The sequence below is a fragment of the Flagellimonas beolgyonensis genome (assembly GCF_003992615.1).
GTDB classification, from domain to species: Bacteria; Bacteroidota; Bacteroidia; order Flavobacteriales; family Flavobacteriaceae; genus Flagellimonas; species Flagellimonas beolgyonensis.
Genome location: NZ_RZMY01000016.1, coordinates 459,013 through 480,118, shown reverse-complemented (window position 1 = coordinate 480,118; position 21,106 = coordinate 459,013). Strand labels below are relative to the sequence as shown.

The following is a 21,106-nucleotide window of genomic DNA, read 5'->3' as shown; positions in this document are numbered from 1 at the left end:
GCCATAAAAAAAGCCTCCCGATCGGGAGGCTCTTTGTTTTATGCTTGGTTGAACTTTTGCTATTCCGACCAGGCCTTTCCACCGGTAAGGGTGTCCAGGTCGCCACAGGCGATGTACTCCCCGGGTATGGGAAGGTAGGCAAGCACCTCCTCGCCCACGTACTCCGAGGACTTGTAGGCCCATGTGGCCAGGTCCCTCAGTTCGTTGGCAAAGGTGAAGCGCGCCACCTCGTCGTCCAGGGTGGCCTCGCCGCCCTCCATGACGGCCTGCATATAGTTCATCACCGCCTCCATGTGCAGCTCCTCCTCCTCATCGGTGCGCTTGCGCAGGTAGGTGGCCAACACCGGCTCGATGTCCCCTGCCTCTATCTCCGAAAGGTTCTCCTTGCCGGAGCCCTCCAGGACCTTGGCGTAGAACCGCTCCATCTTCATCATCACGTAGTCCCGTTGTTCAAGGGGCATCACCTCGTCCAGGTAGGCATCGATGAAGGCGTGCACGTTCACCTCGGTGGCCGAGGGGGTATCGGTCTTGGGAAGGATCACGTCCACGGTGCGGGCCAGGGCCTGGCCCTGTTCCCTGCTCAAAAAGCCGGGGACCCATTCGGCATAGGCCGGCTTGTCCTTGCAGCTCTGCAGCAGGCTTAACAGTGTGGGGGTGGCCACGGCGTAGCCGAAGGCCAATCCCATGTTCTTGAGTGCTGATCTTCTTTCCATTATATGTTTCCTTTTTTGAGTTCCTGTGCCGCGTGGTTTGCGGCCCTTGCGGTAAATGCCATATAGGTGAGCGATGGGTTCACGCAGCTGGCCGAGGTCATGAAGGCCCCGTCGGTCACGTAGACGTTCTTGCAGGCGTGCACCTGGTTGTAACCGTTGACCACGGAGGTCCTCGGGTCGCGGCCCATTCGGGCGGTACCCATCTCGTGGATGCCAAGGCCCAAGGCATAAGGTCGGTCGTAGGGCGTAATGTCCTTTGCACCTGCCTTTTCAAGCATTTGTACCGCTTGATCCTGCATATCCTTTCGCATATTAAATTCGTTCTCCCTGATTTCCGCATCAAAGGTCACTGTGGGCAGTCCCCATTGATCCTTCTTGTCGTAATCCAGCATCATTTTGTTATCATGATAGGGAAGGGTCTCTCCAAAGGCAAGCATGTTCATCGTCCATCCTCCCGGTGTCAAGATTGCATCCTTGTACCCTTTACCAAAAGTAGCTTCGGCAACCAACTCTTCGTAATTGCCCCTTCCGGCACCACCTTGGTAACCGTATCCACGTTTAAAGTCCTTCATATTGGAATCACCGCCAAGGTTTCGGAACCTTGGGATGTAGATGCCGTTGGGCTTTCTGCCCTTGTAGTATTTGTCCTCGAATCCATCGAACTTACCACTGGCACCGACCAAGAAATGGTGGTCCATAACATTGTGGCCCAGTTCTCCGGAATCGTTCCCCAATCCGTTAGGGAATCTGTCCGATCTGGACTGCATCAAAATAGAAGTGGAAGCGATGGCCGAGGCACAAAGGAAGATCACCTTTGCCTTGAACTCGAACTCTTCCTTGGTTTCCCTGTCGATCACCTTAACGCCGGTCGCCTTTTTTGTGTTCGGGTCGTAAATGATCTCATGTACAATGGAATCGGGTCTCAGGGTCATGTTCCCTGTTCTTTCAGCCGCAGGCAATGTTGAGGAAACACTGCTGAAGTACGCCCCGAAAGGACATCCCCGGATACAACGGTTCCGGAACTGGCAACGGACACGGCCGTCCCCGTCAAATTGTTTGTCACTGTTGATATGGGCCACTCGTCCCGCGGTGATCACACGGCCATCGAAATGTTCGGCAACCTTGCCACGTACATGGTCCTCAACGCAATTGAGCTCCATCATGGGCTCAAACTGGCCATCCGGCAATTGGGGAAGGCCCAGGTTTTCACCCGATACCCCTATATAACTTTCTACTTTGTCGTACCAAGGTGCGATGTCCTTGTAACGGACGGGCCAATCTACGGCAACACCTTCATTTTTGTTGGCTTCAAAATCGATGTCGCTCCAGCGGTAACTGTGCCGGCCCCACATGATCGAGCGTCCGCCCACGTGATAGCCGCGCATCCAATCGAAGCGCTTCACCTCGTTGTAGGGGTGTTCCAGATCGTTCACGAACCAGTGTTTGGAAGCCGCACCGGTAGTGTAACCTGTTCTGGACTGTTTTTCTTGTTTACTAACATCTTCTCTGGTGGCTCTTCCTGCGTGGGGGAAATCCCAGTTGTCCATGTTGGCCGTGGGGTAGTCCTCCCGGTGCCTCACCATGGGCCCACGTTCCAGGACCAGGGTCTTGAGACCGTTCTCGCACAGTTCCTTGGCGGCCCAACCGCCACTGATGCCCGTGCCCACCACTATGGCATCATAGGATTCCTGTTCGTCGTTGTAATAAAATTTACTCATTTATTCGGATTGTTTATTTGCTAAATGTATTAATTATTAAATTAATTTTCTACATTTAATCCCTGTGTTTATTGAGAATTCAGCACTATAACGTTATAGTTTTTGTATTCTATTAGAAATTAATCAACCTAAAAATATGACTAGAAGAAGTTTAGCCCAAAACAGTATTTTTTCACTCCTTGCAGTGATGATGTTCACCTTTATTTCCTGTAAGCAAAATGCAAAAAAGGAAAATGCGGAGGAGACCGTGGCCGAAGAAGTTGCCGTGGAGGAAACAAAATCGGAGATTAAAATTTCCCTGGCCCAATGGTCCATCCATAAAATGATTCTTGAAGAAGGAGTAGACCCGTATACGTTTGCCGAAAAGGCCAGCAAGTGGGGGTTTGAAGGATTGGAATATGTAAGTGCATTGTACTATAAGGAATTGGAAGCGGCCAATTTTTCGGAAGAAGCCATGAACAATTGGGTGGCCAAGAGCAAGGCAGAGAGCGAAAAATATGGTCTTGAAAACCTATTGATTATGGTAGATGGCCAAGGGGATATCGCATCCACGGATGCTGCCACAAGAAAAGCTGCTGTTGAAAACCACTACAAATGGGTGGATGCTGCCGCTGCTTTGGGATGTCATTCCATTCGCGTGAACCTGAACGGAACACAGGAAGTGGAAGAGTGGATTCCAGCTTCTGTGGACGGACTTACCCAGTTAGCTACCTATGGCAAGGAAAAGGGAATCAATATTATTGTGGAAAACCACGGTGGACCTTCTTCCAATGGACAGTTATTGTCGGAAGTAATGGAAAAAGTAGGAATGGACAATGTAGGTACCTTGCCCGATTTTGGTAATTTCTGTATCAAAAGGGAAGCCGGGGATTATTACTCATCCAAATGCTTGGAGGAATATGATCGATACAAGGGAATGGAGGAGTTGATGCCCTATGCCAAAGGTGTGAGTGGTAAATCTTATGATTTTGATGCCGAAGGCAACGAGACCACCATCGACTTTGCCAGAATAATCGACATAGTTAAGGATGCAGGCTACACCGGGTATATTGACGTGGAGTATGAAGGCAATGTACTGAGCGAGGAAGAAGGTATACTTGCCACCAAAAAGTTGATCGAAAGAATTTTGGCTCAACCCTAACCAATTACCAAGGGTATGAAGGGATTTTTGCAACAGCTCTTCGATTACAATTTCTATTGTAACAAAAAAATAATCCAACAATGCAGTGCTCTGGACAATGTACCGGACAACTGCGAACGGCTTTTTAGCCACATTTTGAATGCCCATCATATCTGGAACAGCAGAATGTTGGGCATTCCCAATGAATTTGGGGTCTGGGACAGGCACGATCTAAAAAAATGGGAGGATGTCCATTACGAAAACCAACGCACGTCTTTTGAAATTATCACCAACACCGATAATTTTGAAAAACGCGTGGTGTACGAGAACAGTGAAGGCAGGACATTTTCCAACGAGATCAAGGATATTTTGTTCCATGTGGTCAACCATTCCACCCATCACCGGGGCCAGATCATGATGGCCTTACGGGATTCGGGTGTACCTCCAGAACCATTGGACTATGTGCATTATAAACGTTAACAACTAACTAAATTCAAATACAAAACATGAATACTAAAACCAAATTTCAGCTGTCCTTCATGATGTTCCTTGAGTTCTTCATCTGGGGCGGTTGGTTCGTAACCTTGGGCATATATTTGCCAACATCATTGGGCGCTAATGGGGCTGAAACTGCACTTGCCTATTCAAGTCAATCCTGGGGGGCCATTATTGCACCGTTCATTATCGGATTGATTGCCGACCGGTATTTCAATGCCGAACGCATTTTGGGTGTGCTCCATTTGATCGGCGCTTTTTTAATGTACCAAATGGCTTCTGCTGATAATATTTCAGTATTTGTACCATATGTGTTTGGATATATGATTGCTTACATGCCTACATTAGCTTTAGTTAACTCCGTTTCATTTAATCAAATGAAAGACCCTTCAAAAGAGTTTGCATTCATAAGGGTTTTTGGAACCATTGGTTGGATTATTGCTGGATTATTCTTTATTAGTTTGATTTTCAAATGGGACTCACCGGAAAATATTGCCAACGGAGCGCTTAAAAACACATTTTTGATGACAGCAATAGCTTCTGCCGTTTTGGGCGTCTTTAGTTTTACGTTGCCAAAAACCCCACCTCAAGTTTCAAAAGGCGAAAAAGTTTCTGTGTCTGAAATTTTGGGTTTAGACGCATTGAAGTTGCTTAAAAACAGGAACTATTTGATATTTTTCATTGCTTCGGTTTTGATATGTATTCCTTTAGGTTTTTATTACCAACATGCCGGACAGTTTTTGGGAGAAATAGGAGCTTCAATAAACGTTTTAGGTTCTGATGTAGGGCCAGCAGGGATGATGACAATTGGCCAAATTTCAGAAGTACTGTTTATGTTACTGTTGCCTTTTTTCTTTAAAAAGTTCGGTTTCAAGAAGACCATTTTGGTGGGTATGATTGCTTGGCTACTTAGATACCTTCTTTTTGCATACGGAAATACAGGTGAATTGATTTTCATGCTAATAATTGGTATTGCTCTGCATGGGATCTGTTACGATTTCTTCTTTGTATCCGGACAGATTTATACCGATACCAAGGCGGGGGAAAAATACAAGAGTGCTGCACAAGGCTTGATCACATTGGCCACCTACGGCGTGGGTATGTTGATCGGTTTTTGGGTAGCAGGTCAGATTGTCGATACATATGAATTGCCTGAAAGTGGTCACGATTGGGTAAGTGTATGGAGGTTCCCTGCAATTTTCGCTCTTGGTGTTGCAGTCCTTTTTGCACTGCTATTTAAAAACGAAAAAGTAGAATATAAATCATAACTAAAACGAAAACATGCCAAAAAAGATCAGACTTGGAATTCTTGGAGGAGGTGGCGATTCATTGATAGGTGTTTTGCATCGTGTTGCTTCTTTCATCAATGACAATTATGAAATTGTAGGGGCCGTTTTTAACCCCAACTTTGAAGATAACCTGGAATTTGCAAAACAAATTGACATTCCCACCAATCGGATCTACAAAGACTTTGACACGTTGGTGGCGGAAGAAAAGAAGTTGCCCGAAGATGAGCGCATACAGGTGTGTTCCATCCTCACCCCCAACTTTTTGCATTTTCCCATGGCCAAGAAACTGTTGGAAAATGGGTTTAATGTCATATGTGAAAAACCGATGACCACCACGTATGAGGAGGCCAAGATCTTGCAAGCCACCTTGGAAAAGGCTGGGACCGTATTTGCGGTAACACACACCTATACCGGGTATCCTATGGTACGCCAAATGCGCGAGATGATCAAGGATGGAGTTATCGGTAAGGTCCATAAAGTGGATGCCCAATACTATCAAGGTTGGATGAACCCCATTATCCACGATAAGGAAAAAAGGGGAACCGTTTGGCGCTTGGATCCCAAAAAAGCAGGTATCAGTTCCTGCATGGGCGACATTGGGGTGCATGCCTTTAACATGATCGAGTTCACCACCGGATTGCGCGTACAATCCCTATTGTGCGATTTCAATTATGTGTACGATGACAACCAAATGGACATGGACGGTACGGCCTTGATCCGCATGGATAAAAACGTGAAAGGGGTCATTAGGGCCAGTCAAGTGGCCACAGGGGAGGAGAACAACCTTTCCATTGCCGTTTACGGTCAAAAAGGGGGATTGAAATGGGAACAGGAAAATCCGAATTACCTGTACAAGTTGAACGATCCCGACCCGCTTCAGGTGTACAAACCGGGCCATCAGTACAACTCCAAACTGTCCTTGGACGGCACCAAGTTGCCACCAGGGCACCCCGAGGGTATTTTTGATGCCATGGCCAACATTTATTTGGGCGTGGCCAAGGCCATTCGAGGAGAAGAGTACAACAGTGGGGAGTTCCCTACCATGTTGGATGGTGTGCGTGGACTCAACTTTATCGAAAGTACCGTGGCATCCCATAAACAAGGGAATGTATGGATCGATATGGATTGATCAAAAAGCAATAAGATTGAAAAAGGCTGCCCAAGGGCAGCCTTTTTATTTTTTATAGAGCATTTCGAACTCCTCAAAAACCACGATCATACTTTCCGTGGGTTTTGCCCCGAACTGGGCAAGTTCCCGAGTATAATAATCCCAGTGTGATTTTTGCCAATAAGCCAGGCTTTTGTCCCCTTCCCCTTCTTTTCGGGCGTGCTCTTCCCGAATACTAAAAAAGGGAACCAGTTTTACCGAAGTGGTTCGAACAATACATTTGGCATTGCCGTTCCAATCGGTCACCACATAAAAATCACCGATCTTGGGCAACTTCTCATTTCTGAACTGTAAGCCTTTCAAAGAGTGTGAAGTGGCTCTTTTGGTTTCTTTACAGACCAAATCGGCACAGGTATTGGCATCCTGTTCATTGTCGCAAAAGTGGATTACCTTGGGGGCATCCTCAGAAGCAAATTCCAAATGGGCGTCCAAAAAGTCGCCCCAAAGATTTCGGGCAGAAGCATTTTCCATAGGTAGGTATTTATAAAAAGATATGCTATTTTAATTGTTAACGAATCCCTATATTTATGTCTTTCTACTTGGGGAAATTAAAAACACATAGATTTTTTCTTAAATATAGAAGATTAATCCCAATTTGATTGGGATTTCCTAATTACTTAAAACCAATATCAATGAAGACAATTAAAGGACCGGCCGTATTCCTTGCACAATTTGTGGACAGTCAACCCCCGTTCAATACACTCGACGGCATGTGTAAATGGGCCTCCGATCTAGGATACAAAGGTATTCAGATACCCACATGGGAATCATTTTTGATCGATTTGGACAAGGCAGCCGAGAGCCAGGATTACTGCGATGAACTCAAGGGCAAGATCAATTCCTATGGATTGGAGATCACCGAGCTTTCCACCCACTTGCAAGGGCAATTGGTGGCGGTTCACCCAGCATACGACATCATGTTCGACAATTTTGCGCCCGATGCTTTAAAAGGGAAACCCAAAGAACGCACAGCCTGGGCAGTGGAAACGGTTAAGAAGGCCGCAACGGCCAGTAGACGATTGGGATTGAAGGCACATGCCACTTTCTCGGGAGCATTGCTTTGGCACACAGCACATCCTTGGCCGCAACGCCCAGCCGGTTTGGTGGAAATGGGGTTTGAGGAATTGGCCAAGCGTTGGATGCCCATCCTTAATCACTTTGATGAAGAAGGTGTGGACGTTTGTTACGAAATCCACCCTGGTGAGGACCTGCACGATGGCGACACCTTCGAACGTTTCTTGGCCGCTACTGGCAACCATAAAAGGGTCAATATTCTTTACGACCCAAGTCACTTTGTATTGCAACAATTGGATTATATCCAGTACATCGATTTTTATCATGAATTCATTAAATCCTTCCACGTGAAGGATTCCGAATTCAACCCTACAGGTAAAAAAGGCGCCTTTGGCGGTTATAACGATTGGGGAGATAGAGCCGGCCGCTACCGTTCGTTGGGCGATGGGCAAATTGATTTTAAGACCATCTTCTCCAAACTCACCCAATACGGATGTGATGTTTGGGCTGTAATGGAATGGGAATGCTGCATCAAAAGTCCCGAACAAGGAGCCAGGGAAGGCGCCAAGTTCATCCAGGACCATATCATTGAAGCGACGACCAAGACCTTCGATGATTTTGCCGGTGCCGATATCGATAAAGAACAACTCAAAAAAATATTGGGATTATGAGAAAACCTGTTTTGTTTGCCATCCTTGCCCTGACTTTTGCTTGCAAGGAAAAACCAAAGGAAAACGTTGAGGAAGTTACCGAAGAAACGGTGGATGTGGTTCAAGAACCCAAATGGACCGTATTGTTCGATGGTTCTTCTTTTGACGGCTGGCATTTTTACAATGGTGGAGAAGTTATGGAGCCATGGAAATTGGAAGATGGAGCCATGGTGTTGTATCCACCGGAATCCAAACCCGAAGGGGCCAATTACAATTTGGTGACCGACACCGAATTTACCGATTTTGTGCTTTCCTTGGAATGGAAGATAGCCGAAGGTGGCAACAGCGGTATTTTTTGGGGTGTAAAGGAAGATGAAAAATACGGTGAACCCTATTTGACCGGACCGGAGATTCAAGTACTGGATGATGAAAGACATCCTGATGCCCAAAATGGTACAGACCGATTGGCTGGAGCCCTTTATGACATGGTTTCTCCATCAACTAAGGCAGTAAAACCTGCCGGTGAATGGAACGCTGTTGAAATCATGATCAATCACAAGACCAATGAAGGGCGTGTGATGCTCAATGGCACCAAAATAGTGGAGTTTCCTGTTGAGGGAGAAGGTTGGAACGAATTGGTCGCCAATTCCAAGTTTGCCGATTGGGAAGCCTTTGGCGCTTTTAAAACAGGCAAAATAGGTGTTCAGGACCATGGTGATGTGGTTGCCTTCAGAAATATAAAAATCAAAGAATTGTAGGATGAGAAAAGCAAGATTTGCCTTTATGGCAATGGTACTCTCCATCGGATTTTGTGCCATGGGTCAAGAAGTGGAGCCCACCAAACCGGAAGCCACAGAGCTGTATGAACCCGTTCCACCAAAGGTGACTCCTGGAAAGGATGGGGCACCACCCAGCGATGCCATTGTATTGTTCGATGGTTCCAGTTTGGACCATTGGATCAGTGCCAGGGACAGTACGGCCGCCCCTTGGACCATCAACAAAGATGGCAGCATGACTGTGAAGAACCGTACCGGGGACATCCAAACCAAACAAAACTTCGGGAGTGTCCAACTGCACATCGAATGGAAATCCCCCGCAGAAGTGCAGGGCAAAGGGCAAAGTAGGGCCAATAGTGGTGTGTTCCTAAACAACCTATATGAAGTTCAAGTGTTGGACAACAACGACAATGACACCTATGTGAATGGCCAAGTGGGGTCCATTTACAAACAGCATGTTCCTTTGGCCATGGCCTCGGTTCCAACCGGAGAGTGGAACACCTACGATATTATTTATCATGCCCCGGTTTTTGAGAAAGGTCAGAAAGTAAAATCGGGAACCCTAACGGTGATACAAAACGGTGTATTGATCCAAGATCATGTGGAGATCAAAGGTACAACCCCTTACATTGGGTGGCCCAAAAACCCACCTCACGGGAAGGGACCACTTCGTCTTCAGGACCATGGGGACAACAGTAGGGTAAGTTATCGAAACATTTGGGTAAGGGAGCTGGATTAGCTCCCTCCTTTTTTACAAATTCGTACGGCAAAGGGTCAAAAGCTATTTTGGTTACCTTTGGCAAAATTTCGTATAGTTTATGATTCAATCCATGACCGGTTTCGGGAAGCACGTCGTTCAGCTTCCTTCCAAAAAAATTACCATTGAGTTAAAATCGCTCAATAGCAAAAGTCTGGACATCAATGCACGCATTCCGCAAGCATACCGAGAGAAGGAGTTGGAGCTTCGAAAAATGATTGCTGATGCACTGGAAAGGGGCAAGGTCGATTTTGGGCTTTATGTGGAGATCACTGGCGAGGAAACCACTGCGGAAGTCAACCAAGGCGTGGTGAAGAAATATATGGAACAATTGGCGAACATTGCCAAAGGGGACGATATCAAATTGTTGGAACTGGCCCTTCGTATGCCGGATACCTTGAAAACCGATAAGAACGATATCGATGAAACCGAATATGCATCGATAACCAAGGCCATGCAAGAAGCCCTTTCAGAAATCGTGAATTTCAGGAACGAAGAGGGAAAGGTGCTTGAAAAAGACTTCATCGAACGATTGGACAATCTATCCGCATTATTGGAAAAAGTAAAGGAAATGGACCCCGAACGATTGGGTACCGTTCGTGAGCGATTGGATAGGGCCGTGGCCGACCTGAAGGTGGAAGTGGATGCGAACCGGTTCGAACAGGAACTGATCTATTACCTCGAAAAATACGACATTACGGAAGAAAAGGTCCGTTTGGCCAATCACTTGAACTATTTCGAATCAACTTTAAAATCCAGTGATTCCAACGGTAAAAAATTGGGATTCATTGCCCAGGAAATCGGCCGGGAGATCAACACCATTGGATCTAAGGCCAACTATGCACCCATGCAACAGTTGGTGGTGCAAATGAAGGACGAGTTGGAAAAAATCAAGGAACAAATGCTCAATGTATTATGACAGAAGGCGGTAAACTCATCATTTTTTCGGCCCCCTCCGGAAGTGGTAAAACAACCATTGTCAAGTATTTGTTGGACCAGCCCGAACTGAATCTGGCCTTCTCCGTTTCCGCTACCTCACGACCAAGGCGTGGTAAGGAAAAACAAGGGATTCATTATTACTTCATGTCGGTTTCCGAATTCAAACGGCATATCAAGAATGAAGATTTCTTGGAATGGGAGGAGGTATACCGAGATAACTTTTATGGTACATTGAAGAGTGAAGTGGAGCGACTTTGGGCCGAGGGCAAGAATGTGATTTTTGATATAGACGTAGTAGGCGGACTGCGCATCAAAAAGAAATTTCCAGACAAAACCTTGGCCGTATTTGTGAAGCCGCCCAGCGTGGACGAACTTAAGATCCGACTGAAAAAGCGGAGCACCGAAAGCGAGGATAAGATCAATATGCGCATTGCCAAAGCCTCTGTGGAATTGGCCACTGCACCGCAGTTTGATACCATCATCAAAAATTATGATTTGGACGAGGCCCTAAAAGAGGCCCATAAACTGGTGGCCGATTTTGTCGGGGCACAAATGCCCGAAACCAAAGAAGATTAGCACATGAAAAAGATAGGGCTCTTTTTCGGCACCTTCAATCCCATTCACATTGGCCATTTGATCATAGCGAACCATTTGGTGGAGTTTTCCGACCTCGATGAGGTTTGGTTCGTGATTACCCCCCAAAGTCCGTTCAAGACCAAGCAATCGATGTTGGACGATCATCATCGGTACCAAATGGTGTACGAGGCCGTACAGGAATATCCCAAACTGAAACCAAGCAAGATTGAATTCGATCTGCCCCAACCCAACTATACCATCAATACTTTGGCGCATTTGGATGAAAAATATGGGGAAGACCACCAATTTGCCCTGATTATGGGTGAGGACAATCTGAAAAGTTTCCATAAATGGAAGAACTACGAAACCATTTTGGAACTCTATGCCATTTATGTGTATCCCAGGGTTTCGGAAGGTACGGTGGATCATCAGTTCAAAGGGCATCCGAAAATCACCAAGGTCGACGCCCCGATCATGGAAATATCATCCACTTTTATCCGAAAGGCCCACAAGGCCGGCAAAAACATACGGCCCATGCTACCAGAATCGGTGTGGAAGTATATGGACGAGATGAATTTTTATAGGTAGTCTTCGCTATTTTTGGGTCGTTACCACTCCAACCATGCTATCCGCTGTACCATAATACAGGTACCAAGCTCCTTTAAACCATACCAAGCCTTCCAAAAAGGTGGTGCCATCTTTGTACTGGCCCGATTTTTCAAAAGGGAGTTCTGGTTTTATGAAGGGTTGATCAGTCCTGTCCAAAAGCTTCCAGGGTTCATTGGCATCAAAAAGGGCCTGTCCACCCGTATAAACCCGGTTACCAAGGTCTTTGACCCCAACAGCTTGGGAATTCCCGGCATTGTACAAAACCACAATGCCCTTATCCGTTAGTATTGGAGGCGGTCCTGCCTCTACCAGCCAGGAATCGAAATAGCCGGGTCTTGGGCTTAAAACAGGGGCCAATTTGTCTTCGTGGGTCTCCAACGGAGTCCAATGTATCAGGTCGGTGGAATGGGCCAACCAAATGTGGGGTACTCCATAATACATCCAATAGCTTCCATTTATTTTGGCCGCGACCAATTTGCCGTTTTTCAACTCGGTGACTATGGCGCCGGATTTGGTCTCCCGTTCCAGGTAAAGACCATTTCTGTGGTTTTTAAAAACAGGGCCATGTTTGTCCCAATGCACCAAATCTTTGGAAGTGGCAACAGCCAATTTTGGCACTTTCCGGTTCCATTGGGTGTACGTCAACACGTACAGACCGGTTTCCGTTTGCACAATGCGTGGATCTTCAACGCCGCCGGGCCATTCATTCTCTTTTTGGTCGTCATTGTTGGGATAAAAAATCGGTTCGGGCCTTTTGGTAAAATGGGAACCATCCGCAGAAATGGCCATTCCGATTCGTGATCGGTGCCCCCCGATTTCCTTTTCGCCCAATTTTTCCTCTGCACGGTACAATACATAAATGGAATCGCCCTTAACTATGGCTGCCGGATTAAAAGTTGCCATGGACTCCCAATGGGCCTCTTTTTGGGTCATGGGATCAACAAAATATGAAGTTGAATCTGATTGCAATACGGGTTGGGCGTTAACGGGTCGCTCAAATTGACCCAACATCCATTGTTTCTCTTTGGTTTGGGCTGCAAGAGTTGTTGCGATGCAAATTGAAATCAGATAGAAAAATGCTTTATTTCCCATATTAAATTTTCTCAAGGGTGTCCGTGCCGAGATACTTGTTGTCCTTGTTCACATACCAAGCCCGAACTTTGGGCATTTTAATGCCGTTGATTTCTTCCAATCCGCTCAAAAGGATATATTCCCCATCATTTTTGCTTTCGTCATGGTAGAACTGATAGACCTCCATGGCATAAGTGGAAGGATCAAAATAGAAGTACCAATCATCCGTACCCACTTCGGCATCATAGGTCACCTTCAAAACCAAATATTCCTTGCCCTTAAAAGTCTTCTTTTGGACTTTGGGGTCCAATTTGGTGCCAGGGTCCTTTAACTTCATGGGCAAACCATAAAGATAGGTATAGTAGTTTTTCATGAAGTTTCCGCGTTCGCAGCTTAATCTGAATTTTTTAGCATCCGCTTCGGATACGGTGGCGTTCCCGTTCAAAGTGAACGAGCAATCATTGCCATTTAAATTGTATGTATAGGTATTGCCATTCTGGTCCACTTTAAGCAGGAAGAGCTGATTGGGAAAATCAACGGAAATGGTGCTGGTACGTTCCGGTCTGTCCGGGGTTTCCATAACTACCTTGAAGCTCGTGTTCAGGGAGTTCCAATTGCCGTTGGGGTCATGATAAGCGATGGCTTTTTGCAGGACTTCATCAGCCGTAAGTTGGGCATTAACGGATTTGCCAAATGCCAATGTAGTGGCTACTAAAAGAAGAAGGTATTTTTTCATATCGAAGGATTATCGATAGGAAAGATACCAATTTATTTCTTCTCGATCTTGGCTGGGGTCACCGAGCTGTCGTGCTCTGCGTAGTACAGTTCCAAAAGGTTCATCATGGCCGAGATCAAGTCTTTGCTTTCCAACAAAAGGGAGAAGTATAGTGTGGTGTTCTTTGGACTCGATTCTTCGGTACGTGTTCTGGCCACCTGTCGATCAATTTTTTGCGATACCATATCGTACAACCCTTGTTTGGTGCTCAAAATGGCCCCGATCTGCTCAAAGGAACGCTCCTCAAATGCCTGTTGGGTCTTATCGAATACTTCCTCCAGTTTTTGATCGATTTCCTTAAGTTCCTTAATCTGGTTGTATTTGAGTTTTTTGTGGTTGTTGTTGACGTGGTTGTAACTCACCTTTCCAATATATTCCAAGGATTGGGACATATCGGTCAAATGGCCCATGGCGTTGATGTAGAAATTACTGGCTCCCACATGGGCTTCATCCAAGTTTTTGATGAAATAGAACGTGTGGTTTCTTAGATCATCTATTTCGTTGGATAGCTTGTTGCCCTGTTTCTTGTTTTTCTTTAAAAAGTCAAGATCGTGTTTGGCAAGCCCGTTGATCGAGTTGGAATAGATTCGGTTGCTTCTTTTGACCACATTGGCAATGTTGGCCGCACTTTCTTCTATTACCCCTTGGATAGAACTGCTTTCCGCACGTCTCAGACTGTCTTCTGCCTTAATTTCTTTGGTTTTTTTGTTGTGGCTAATATAATTCCGCAATAAAATGGCTGCAGCCGCCAACAACATGAGTACAAGGGCAATCGACTTGCCCACAAACAAGATATAGGCAATAATGGCAGCGGCTATAAAAGCACTCAATGCCGTAAAGAACCAACCCCCGATTACGTTCAAAACACCGGCAACACGGTACACGGCACTTTCTGCACCCCAAGCCCTATCGGCCAAGGAAGTACCCATGGCCACCATGAAGGTAACATAGGTGGTGGACAATGGCAATTTCATTGAAGTGGCTATGGATATGAGGACACTGGCGACCATCAAGTTAACCGAAGCCCTAACCATATCAAAAGCAGGCATATCCTGAACTTTGCTTTTAGGCACGTAGGTGTAGGGAATCACAAATTGTTTGTCAATGCGACGTTGCAACCCGGTCGGAATCACTTTGGAAAGGGTTTCGAAAGCGGCAATACTGAACTTTACGATTTGACGCGACAGGTAGTTGGGTTGAAAGCGTTCGTCACCTTCGTCCTGGCGAGCCAGATCTACGCTGGTTTTTACAACACCTTTCGCTTTGGAAGAAAACCAAAGGGTAATGATCATTACGGCTCCGGAAAGCAACAACAAAAGGGTAGGGGTGCGCACCGCGGCAGTCAAACCTTTCATGTTGAAATCGGCCGGGGCAATGCCCGAAACCGTCCAGTCTTGGTAGGATTGCAAAGCAGCAATGGGAACCCCGATGAAGTTGACGAGATCGTTACCTGCAAAGGCCATGGCCAAAGCAAAGGTTCCAAAACCAATCACCAATCGGTAAATGTTCAAACGGCCCAAGGTGGCCATGAGGTAGGAAATCAAGGTCCAAAATATAAAGTTGCCCAGTAAGAAGATTTCCGGTTGTAATGCTACAAATTCAGAGATGGCGCCGTCGAATAAGGCAGCACTTTTAAGTCCTTTCACCAAAATGAAATAGACAATGGCGGTAATGGCCAATCCACCAAAAATGGATTCGATCCATTTGGACTTGGATTTAAAATCGAAGGAAATCCAAACCCTTGACACAAACTGGACCAGAGCACCGATGGTAAAGGCAATAAATACCGATAACAGGATGCCAAAAATAATCTCAGCTGCTTTATCAGTGTTGATGTATGTGGCTAAATCGGAAAGACCGCCATTATTGTCAGCGATTTTGATCAACGAAATGGCAACAGAAGCTCCCAACAGTTCAAAAACGATGGATACCGTGGTGGATGTAGGCATCCCAAGGGTATTGAAAAAATCGAGAAGCAAGATGTCCGTGATCATCACGGCCATAAAAATGAACATGATTTCTTCGAACACAAATTCACCGGGGTTAAAAATCCCTTTTCGGGCCACTTCCATCATACCACTTGACGAAATGGCGCCAAAGGCAATCCCGATACTCGCCACGATCATAATGGTCTTGAACGACAAGGCTTTTGACCCAATCGCCGAGTTCAGAAAATTGACCGCGTCATTACTAACACCGACCACCAAATCGGTTATTGCCAAAATACCCAAGGCAACAACCATAAATATGTAGATATTCTCCCCCATTCTTCAAGAAATATGACAAAAATGCCACTATAAATCCGCAATAAGGTTAACAAAAGGTTACCAAATACGGCCTTAAAAGTATCAATATTTTTGTTGCAATGGGACGGAGTTTATCTTTTGATATATCTTCGCTCCAAATGAATTGCCAATGATCTGGGAACAGTTGCTTTCACTGAAACGTCAAGGAGACACTTCCAAACGCTTGAGAAAAGAACAAAATGAGACCCGATTGGGGTTTGAGGTAGATTACGACCGGGTTATTTTCTCGTCCGCTTTCAGAAGTTTACAGGACAAAACCCAGGTAATGCCCATGCCCATTAGTGTGGGTTCCAAAAAGGAATTCGTTCATACGCGTTTGACCCATAGCTTGGAAGTTTCCGTTGTAGGGAGAAGCCTTGGGCGGATTGCAGGACAACAGATTTTGGCCAAATATCCCTATCTCAAAGAGGTCCACGGCTACCAATTCAACGATTTTGGTGCCATTGTGGCCGCAGCTGCCCTTGCCCATGATATCGGGAACCCGCCTTTTGGGCATAGTGGCGAAAAGGCCATCGGTAATTTCTTTAAACAAGGACCTGGTAAACAGTACCGTTCGGAACTGACCGATGTGGAATACCAAGATTTGATCGACTTTGAAGGGAATGCCAATGGATTCAAACTTTTGACCGAATCCAAGGCCGGAGTGCCCGGCGGACTTCGGTTGAGCTTTGCAACTTTGGGAGCCTTTATGAAATACCCTAAGGCTTCCCTGCCCAAAAAGCCTTCCAGCCACATTGCCGATAAAAAGTTTGGGTATTTCCAGACCGAAAGTGACTTTTTCCATGAAGTGGTTACCGAAATAGGGCTTTTGGCCAATCCAAGCAATCCGGGCACAGGTTTTTTTAGACATCCATTGACTTATTTAGTGGAAGCGGCAGACGATATCTGTTACACCATCATCGATTTTGAAGATGGGATCAATCTGGGGTTGGTCGCAGAAGAGTATGCCCTGGAATACCTCATCAAATTGGTGAAGGATACCATCAACACCAAAAAATACAATGCCATGAACAGCTCCAGTGATCGATTGAGCTATCTGCGTGCATTGGCCATCAACACCTTGATCCAGGATGCGGTGGAGGTTTTCATAAAAAATGAAGATAAAATTTTACGTGGCGAATTTGAATCGGCATTGCTGGATAAGGGAAAATATCAGGCCCAAGTGGATGACATCATCAAACTGAGCGTTGATAAAATCTACCAATGTGACGAGGTTATTGATAAGGAATTGGCCGGCTATCGATTGATCTCCGATCTTTTGGAAATGTACACTACGGCCTTGATTAACATCAAAAATGGGAACGATACCAATTATGACCGACTCTTGGTAAAAAGCCTGCCCGAAAATTATAGAAGCACAGAGGGCTCCACCTACAACATTTTGCTGGATACCAGTTGTTTTGTCGCCAGTTTATCGGACAGTGCTGCAGTGCACATTCATGATAAACTAACGGGGAAAACGGTTTAGAAGGAATAAAGAAGGCCCACACCGAGGAGTTGTTTGAACTGGATCCGGGAAATTCCGGGATCGACAATGGTGCCATCTTCCGCGACCACTTCATCAAACTTAATGTCATCATCAAAGATGATGTGGGTGCCAATGTTCGCATTGATGAACTCGTTGACCTTCAGGTTAAAGTTCATTTCCCAGTCCACATCAATATTTCCAAAACTTCGTATGTAATCCGTGTATAGATTAATGCGATGGTTCATCAACACATTTTTCATAATTTCCTTCTCCCAGGTGTTGGTAATCAAAAAACCAAGTTCCAAAAAGACATTCTCACCCTTAGCCACCCCAAATGCTCCTTGGCTGGACAAAGTTTCGTCCAAAACAAAGGTCGACTTCATGGTTGCAGGGGAAATATAGAGATTGAATTTGTCATTGGCCGGAATGTAGGAGGTACCCGTACCCACAAAGAGGTAACCGGGCGACATAAACCGGGAAATCGGATTGTCGCGATCAGGATATTTAAAACCGTTGGAAAATTGGGTATTGAAATTGGCCTTAACGGAATAATACCAGCTTGTTATCGTATCCTTTCGGAAACTGATGGTGGAGGACAACCGTAACTGATCGTCGGTTTTTCGCAGTTTTCGTCCCTCTTGGGCATTGAGCCCGTATCGGAAAATGGCTTCGTTGTTCCAGTTGAGGTAGCGGAATTTATAGTTTCGGGAAAACCGGAAACTGGCCAAGGCCGATACCGAATTATCGCCCCCTGCGTTCCAATTTACAAAGGCAACCTCATTGATGTTTAGTCCGAATTCGTTCACTTTTTTCCAAAACGAAGTGGGAACAAAGCGTTTGTACCACTTACGCAATGGCTTTACACGATTCAGCACAGCCCGAGGATCGGTAAGTTTGGCATCCCGGGGCAGGTATTTCAGTTTTACATCTTTGATGCGCACCACTTTAACACCAGAATCGGTGCTATCGGGTTCAAAAACTTTGAGTCGGTTGATCTGGGCATTTGCTGAAAAGGATACGGCAAGGATCAGCACAACAAAATATACTATCCGCATTGGTCTAAGGTTGATTTTACAAAGGTAAAAATGGTATCAAAATCCATACCAGCCATTTGATGGGTTTCCGAAATTTCACCTTGTTCTATGAACTTATCGGGAACACCAAATATTTTGACGGGGTTTTTAAAACCCGCTTCGTTGGCAAATTCCAATACGGCAGACCCAAAACCACCCATTATACAACCATCTTCCATCGTTACAATGTGGTCATAGTGGGCAAAGATGGTTTCCAACATTTTCTTGTCCAACGGTTTTACGAACCGCATATCGTAATGCCCTACTAGGCTTGGGTCGGGCAACTTGGAAATCAACGTTTCCATTTCGTTTCCGATATGCCCAACAGAAAGAATTGCCAATTTACTGCCTTTCTTCAAACGGCGGCCGGTACCCAATGCAATGGGTTCAAAGGGTTGTCTCCAATCCAAATTTACACCCCTTCCCCTTGGATAACGAATGGCGATGGGATGCGGTAGTTTTTGTTGTGCCGTGTACATGATATTGCGAAGTTCCATTTCGTCCATTGGGGCGAAAACGACCATATTGGGAATGCACCGCAAATAGGCCAGATCAAAAACCCCATGGTGGGTGGGCCCATCTTGACCGACCAAACCGGCCCGATCCAAACAAAAGATCACGGGGATATTCTGCAGGGCCACGTCATGGATCACTTGATCGTAGGCGCGCTGTAGAAATGTGGAATAGATATTACAGAACGGGACAAGGCCTTGGGTGGCCATTCCGGCGGCCAAGGTAACCGCATGTTGTTCTGCGATTCCGACATCATAAGCTTGATCGGGGAGCTCTTCCATCATAAATTTTAATGAACTGCCCGTGGGCATTGCAGGTGTAATACCCACAATGTTTTTGTTTTTTTGAGCCAGTTCCACCAAGGTATGTCCAAAAACATCTTGGTACTTGGGCGGTTCATCTCCATTGTATTTTTTGACCCGTTCCCCAGTATGCTTGTCGAATTTGCCCGGGGCATGGTAAACCACTTGGTCTTCTTCAGCCTTTTGTAGGCCTTTGCCCTTGGTAGTGATGATGTGCAACAATTTTGGACCATTTACTGTTTTCAAACGTTCCAATTCCTGAACAAGGGAAGGCAGGTCATGGCCGTCCAAAGGCCCGGAGTAGTTCAGGTTCAGGCATTCAAAAATATTTTCGTCCTTGGCGGTGCCGGCCTTTACGTTGGTCAGGTATTTTTTCAAAGCGCCCACACTGGGATCGATGCCGATGGCATTATCGTTCAGGATCACCAAAACATTGGCATCTGTAACCCCCAAGTGGTTAAGACCTTCGAAGGCCATACCACTGGCAATGGAAGCATCGCCCACGACGGCAACGTGTTGTCTGGTATGATTTCCTTTTAATTTGGATGCCATGGCCATGCCCAAAATGGCAGAAATGGCCGTGGAACTGTGTCCGGTACCGAAGTCGTCGTATTCGCTTTCACTTCTTTTGGGAAATCCACTAATGCCACCCATTTGGCGATTGGTATTGAATACATTTTTGCGGCCGGTAAGTATTTTATGGCCATAGGCCTGATGGCCCACATCCCAAATGAGTTTGTCTTTTGGGGTATTGAAAACATAATGTAGGGCAATGGTAAGCTCCACTACACCCAAACTTGCCCCTAAGTGGCCTTCTTTGGTCGATACAATATCAATGATGAATTCCCTCAGTTCCCCTGCAAGTTGTGGCAACTGGTCCATGCTCAATTTTTTGAGGTCGGCAGGGCTATTGATATGTGCTAAAAGGTTTTCCAACGGATAAAAAACAAAAGTACCGATAATCCCCAAAATTTTTTTATGCGTAGCTTAGCCATTATATAAAATCTTTTAAAAAAAGTGGAAAATCCATTTGATGACACCTATTTTATGAAACGGGCCTTGCAAGAAGCCCAGATTGCTTATGAGAGCGGGGAAGTGCCCGTTGGCGCCGTAGTGGTGGTCAACAATAGGATCATAGGTAGGGCGCACAACCTTACCGAACGTTTAAAAGATGTAACGGCCCATGCCGAAATGCAGGCCATTACCGCGGCCTCTAATTTTTTGGGAGGTAAATACCTTCATGGTTGTACGCTTTATGTTACCTTGGAACCTTGCCAAATGTGTGCTGGGGCCTTGTATTGGAGTCAGATTTCGAAAGTGGTCTATGGAGCCGCCGATCTTGAACGTGGGTTCAATGTGATGGGGGGTATGCTGCACCCCAAAACTGAGGTGGTAGGGGGTATCTTGGAAAACGAGGCCTCTGAACTGTTGAAACGGTTCTTCATCCAAAGGCGAAATCTCAACTAATAAAAAACCCCGGCTTAGCCAGGGTTCAACAAAAATCAAAATAAAATATTTTTATCCGATTACCTTCACTTGTGAAGCAACCCTTCCTTTTCTTCCTTCTTCTTCAGAGTATTCTACTTTGTCGCCTTCGTTCAGTTCCACTCCGTTCAATGCAGTAACATGAACAAAGATGTCTTTTCCTGTTTCACTGTTTGTAATGAATCCGTAACCTTTGGAATCATTAAAAAATTTTACTGTACCAGTCATTAAAAAAAAATAAAATGTTAAAACACGAAGGTATGTTATTTTCTGAACCGTTGGATGAAAC

At 45.7% G+C, this 21,106-nt stretch carries 21 protein-coding genes; 12 read left to right on the top strand and 9 right to left on the bottom strand.

Annotation, left to right across the window (positions count from 1 at the left end; genetic code table 11):
• Positions 1 to 59: 59 nt before the first annotated feature.
• Together EO131_RS13165 and EO131_RS13160 are read right to left on the bottom strand one after the other, a co-directional pair.
• A complete protein-coding gene (locus tag EO131_RS13165; RefSeq protein WP_127018971.1) occupies positions 60 to 713 on the bottom strand; it encodes a gluconate 2-dehydrogenase subunit 3 family protein in 654 nt (217 codons plus the stop codon).
• Positions 713 to 2,431, bottom strand: a complete 1,719-nt coding sequence (locus EO131_RS13160; protein ID WP_127022936.1) for a GMC oxidoreductase — start codon at positions 2,429 to 2,431, stop codon at positions 713 to 715. The genes EO131_RS13165 and EO131_RS13160 overlap by 1 nt, the downstream gene beginning before the upstream one ends.
• 136 nt (positions 2,432 to 2,567) lie before the next feature.
• Here EO131_RS13160 and EO131_RS13155 point away from each other — a divergent pair, with 136 nt between their 5' ends.
• Genes EO131_RS13155 through EO131_RS13140 form a run of 4 tightly spaced genes read left to right on the top strand, consistent with a single transcriptional unit; the run spans position 2,568 to position 6,464 of the window.
• Positions 2,568 to 3,572 (top strand): sugar phosphate isomerase/epimerase family protein, encoded by a 1,005-nt coding sequence (locus EO131_RS13155; protein WP_127022933.1) that lies wholly within the window; start codon positions 2,568 to 2,570, stop codon positions 3,570 to 3,572.
• A gap of 15 nt (positions 3,573 to 3,587) precedes the next feature.
• Positions 3,588 to 4,031 (top strand): DinB family protein, encoded by a 444-nt coding sequence (locus tag EO131_RS13150; RefSeq protein WP_127022930.1) that lies wholly within the window; start codon positions 3,588 to 3,590, stop codon positions 4,029 to 4,031.
• Between the two features lie 26 nt (positions 4,032 to 4,057).
• Positions 4,058 to 5,314 carry an MFS transporter gene (locus EO131_RS13145; RefSeq protein ID WP_127022927.1) on the top strand — a complete coding sequence of 419 codons (1,257 nt, stop codon included), beginning with the start codon at positions 4,058 to 4,060 and terminating at the stop codon, positions 5,312 to 5,314.
• Positions 5,315 to 5,327: 13 nt separating this feature from the next.
• Positions 5,328 to 6,464 (top strand): Gfo/Idh/MocA family protein, encoded by a 1,137-nt coding sequence (locus EO131_RS13140; protein WP_127022924.1) that lies wholly within the window; start codon positions 5,328 to 5,330, stop codon positions 6,462 to 6,464.
• A gap of 45 nt (positions 6,465 to 6,509) precedes the next feature.
• Here the strand turns inward: EO131_RS13140 and EO131_RS13135 are convergent, their stop codons facing one another.
• Positions 6,510 to 6,974, bottom strand: coding sequence for an ASCH domain-containing protein (locus EO131_RS13135; RefSeq protein ID WP_127022921.1), 465 nt, complete (start codon positions 6,972 to 6,974; stop codon positions 6,510 to 6,512).
• A gap of 161 nt (positions 6,975 to 7,135) precedes the next feature.
• On the opposite strand from EO131_RS13135, the gene EO131_RS13130 reads away from it, so the two are divergent.
• From EO131_RS13130 to nadD, 6 genes are all read left to right on the top strand, one after another.
• Complete coding sequence (locus EO131_RS13130; protein ID WP_127022918.1) at positions 7,136 to 8,188, top strand: sugar phosphate isomerase/epimerase family protein; 1,053 nt, start codon at positions 7,136 to 7,138, stop codon at positions 8,186 to 8,188.
• Positions 8,185 to 8,925: a 3-keto-disaccharide hydrolase gene (locus EO131_RS13125; RefSeq protein WP_127022916.1), complete on the top strand. Its 741-nt coding sequence runs from the start codon at positions 8,185 to 8,187 to the stop codon at positions 8,923 to 8,925. Before EO131_RS13130 ends, EO131_RS13125 begins: the two co-directional genes overlap by 4 nt.
• Before the next feature lie 25 nt (positions 8,926 to 8,950).
• Positions 8,951 to 9,682, top strand: a complete 732-nt coding sequence (locus tag EO131_RS13120; protein ID WP_241243845.1) for a 3-keto-disaccharide hydrolase — start codon at positions 8,951 to 8,953, stop codon at positions 9,680 to 9,682.
• 79 nt (positions 9,683 to 9,761) lie between these two features.
• Entirely contained in the window at positions 9,762 to 10,619 is an 858-nt protein-coding gene (locus tag EO131_RS13115; protein WP_127022910.1) for a YicC/YloC family endoribonuclease, read from the top strand.
• Entirely contained in the window at positions 10,616 to 11,215 is a 600-nt protein-coding gene (gmk, locus tag EO131_RS13110; protein WP_127022907.1) for a guanylate kinase, read from the top strand. The genes EO131_RS13115 and gmk overlap by 4 nt, the downstream gene beginning before the upstream one ends.
• A 3-nt stretch (positions 11,216 to 11,218) precedes the next feature.
• The gene (gene nadD / locus EO131_RS13105) at positions 11,219 to 11,803 is read left to right on the top strand and encodes a nicotinate (nicotinamide) nucleotide adenylyltransferase (protein ID WP_127022904.1); all 585 of its coding nucleotides are present in this window, start codon (positions 11,219 to 11,221) and stop codon (positions 11,801 to 11,803) included.
• Positions 11,804 to 11,809: 6 nt separating this feature from the next.
• On the opposite strand, the gene EO131_RS13100 is transcribed toward nadD, so the two are convergent.
• From EO131_RS13100 to EO131_RS13090, 3 genes are read right to left on the bottom strand one after another with little or no spacing between them, the layout of a single operon-like run.
• Entirely contained in the window at positions 11,810 to 12,916 is a 1,107-nt protein-coding gene (locus tag EO131_RS13100) for a glycoside hydrolase family 130 protein (protein ID WP_127022901.1), read from the bottom strand.
• Position 12,917: 1 nt separating this feature from the next.
• Positions 12,918 to 13,631, bottom strand: coding sequence for a DUF6503 family protein (locus EO131_RS13095; RefSeq protein ID WP_164731692.1), 714 nt, complete (start codon positions 13,629 to 13,631; stop codon positions 12,918 to 12,920).
• Between the two features lie 32 nt (positions 13,632 to 13,663).
• Positions 13,664 to 15,937, bottom strand: coding sequence for an inorganic phosphate transporter (locus tag EO131_RS13090; RefSeq protein ID WP_127022898.1), 2,274 nt, complete (start codon positions 15,935 to 15,937; stop codon positions 13,664 to 13,666).
• 148 nt (positions 15,938 to 16,085) lie between these two features.
• Here EO131_RS13090 and dgt point away from each other — a divergent pair, with 148 nt between their 5' ends.
• Positions 16,086 to 17,444, top strand: coding sequence for a dGTP triphosphohydrolase (gene dgt / locus EO131_RS13085; protein ID WP_127022895.1), 1,359 nt, complete (start codon positions 16,086 to 16,088; stop codon positions 17,442 to 17,444).
• Here the strand turns inward: dgt and EO131_RS13080 are convergent.
• Positions 17,441 to 18,499 (bottom strand): DUF3078 domain-containing protein, encoded by a 1,059-nt coding sequence (locus EO131_RS13080; RefSeq protein ID WP_127022892.1) that lies wholly within the window; start codon positions 18,497 to 18,499, stop codon positions 17,441 to 17,443. The two genes, dgt and EO131_RS13080, sit on opposite strands and share 4 nt — an antisense overlap.
• Positions 18,490 to 20,214 carry a 1-deoxy-D-xylulose-5-phosphate synthase gene (locus EO131_RS13075; RefSeq protein ID WP_241243844.1) on the bottom strand — a complete coding sequence of 575 codons (1,725 nt, stop codon included), beginning with the start codon at positions 20,212 to 20,214 and terminating at the stop codon, positions 18,490 to 18,492. Before EO131_RS13075 ends, EO131_RS13080 begins: the two co-directional genes overlap by 10 nt.
• Before the next feature lie 135 nt (positions 20,215 to 20,349).
• On the opposite strand from EO131_RS13075, the gene EO131_RS13070 reads away from it, so the two are divergent.
• Entirely contained in the window at positions 20,350 to 20,799 is a 450-nt protein-coding gene (locus EO131_RS13070) for a nucleoside deaminase (RefSeq protein ID WP_127022889.1), read from the top strand.
• 51 nt (positions 20,800 to 20,850) lie between these two features.
• Here the strand turns inward: EO131_RS13070 and EO131_RS13065 are convergent, their stop codons facing one another.
• Positions 20,851 to 21,045, bottom strand: a complete 195-nt coding sequence (locus EO131_RS13065; RefSeq protein ID WP_127022886.1) for a cold-shock protein — start codon at positions 21,043 to 21,045, stop codon at positions 20,851 to 20,853.
• Positions 21,046 to 21,106: the final 61 nt, after the last annotated feature.

Coding starts and splice junctions, on each gene's coding strand:
- EO131_RS13165 (WP_127018971.1), bottom strand. CDS start 713: ATGGAAAGAAGATCAGCACTCAAGAACATGGGATTGGCCTTCGGCTAC.
- EO131_RS13160 (WP_127022936.1), bottom strand. CDS start 2,431: ATGAGTAAATTTTATTACAACGACGAACAGGAATCCTATGATGCCATA.
- EO131_RS13155 (WP_127022933.1), top strand. CDS start 2,568: ATGACTAGAAGAAGTTTAGCCCAAAACAGTATTTTTTCACTCCTTGCA.
- EO131_RS13150 (WP_127022930.1), top strand. CDS start 3,588: ATGAAGGGATTTTTGCAACAGCTCTTCGATTACAATTTCTATTGTAAC.
- EO131_RS13145 (WP_127022927.1), top strand. CDS start 4,058: ATGAATACTAAAACCAAATTTCAGCTGTCCTTCATGATGTTCCTTGAG.
- EO131_RS13140 (WP_127022924.1), top strand. CDS start 5,328: ATGCCAAAAAAGATCAGACTTGGAATTCTTGGAGGAGGTGGCGATTCA.
- EO131_RS13135 (WP_127022921.1), bottom strand. CDS start 6,974: ATGGAAAATGCTTCTGCCCGAAATCTTTGGGGCGACTTTTTGGACGCC.
- EO131_RS13130 (WP_127022918.1), top strand. CDS start 7,136: ATGAAGACAATTAAAGGACCGGCCGTATTCCTTGCACAATTTGTGGAC.
- EO131_RS13125 (WP_127022916.1), top strand. CDS start 8,185: ATGAGAAAACCTGTTTTGTTTGCCATCCTTGCCCTGACTTTTGCTTGC.
- EO131_RS13120 (WP_241243845.1), top strand. CDS start 8,951: ATGGCAATGGTACTCTCCATCGGATTTTGTGCCATGGGTCAAGAAGTG.
- EO131_RS13115 (WP_127022910.1), top strand. CDS start 9,762: ATGATTCAATCCATGACCGGTTTCGGGAAGCACGTCGTTCAGCTTCCT.
- gmk (WP_127022907.1), top strand. CDS start 10,616: ATGACAGAAGGCGGTAAACTCATCATTTTTTCGGCCCCCTCCGGAAGT.
- nadD (WP_127022904.1), top strand. CDS start 11,219: ATGAAAAAGATAGGGCTCTTTTTCGGCACCTTCAATCCCATTCACATT.
- EO131_RS13100 (WP_127022901.1), bottom strand. CDS start 12,916: ATGGGAAATAAAGCATTTTTCTATCTGATTTCAATTTGCATCGCAACA.
- EO131_RS13095 (WP_164731692.1), bottom strand. CDS start 13,631: ATGAAAAAATACCTTCTTCTTTTAGTAGCCACTACATTGGCATTTGGC.
- EO131_RS13090 (WP_127022898.1), bottom strand. CDS start 15,937: ATGGGGGAGAATATCTACATATTTATGGTTGTTGCCTTGGGTATTTTG.
- dgt (WP_127022895.1), top strand. CDS start 16,086: ATGATCTGGGAACAGTTGCTTTCACTGAAACGTCAAGGAGACACTTCC.
- EO131_RS13080 (WP_127022892.1), bottom strand. CDS start 18,499: ATGCGGATAGTATATTTTGTTGTGCTGATCCTTGCCGTATCCTTTTCA.
- EO131_RS13075 (WP_241243844.1), bottom strand. CDS start 20,214: ATGGACCAGTTGCCACAACTTGCAGGGGAACTGAGGGAATTCATCATT.
- EO131_RS13065 (WP_127022886.1), bottom strand. CDS start 21,045: ATGACTGGTACAGTAAAATTTTTTAATGATTCCAAAGGTTACGGATTC.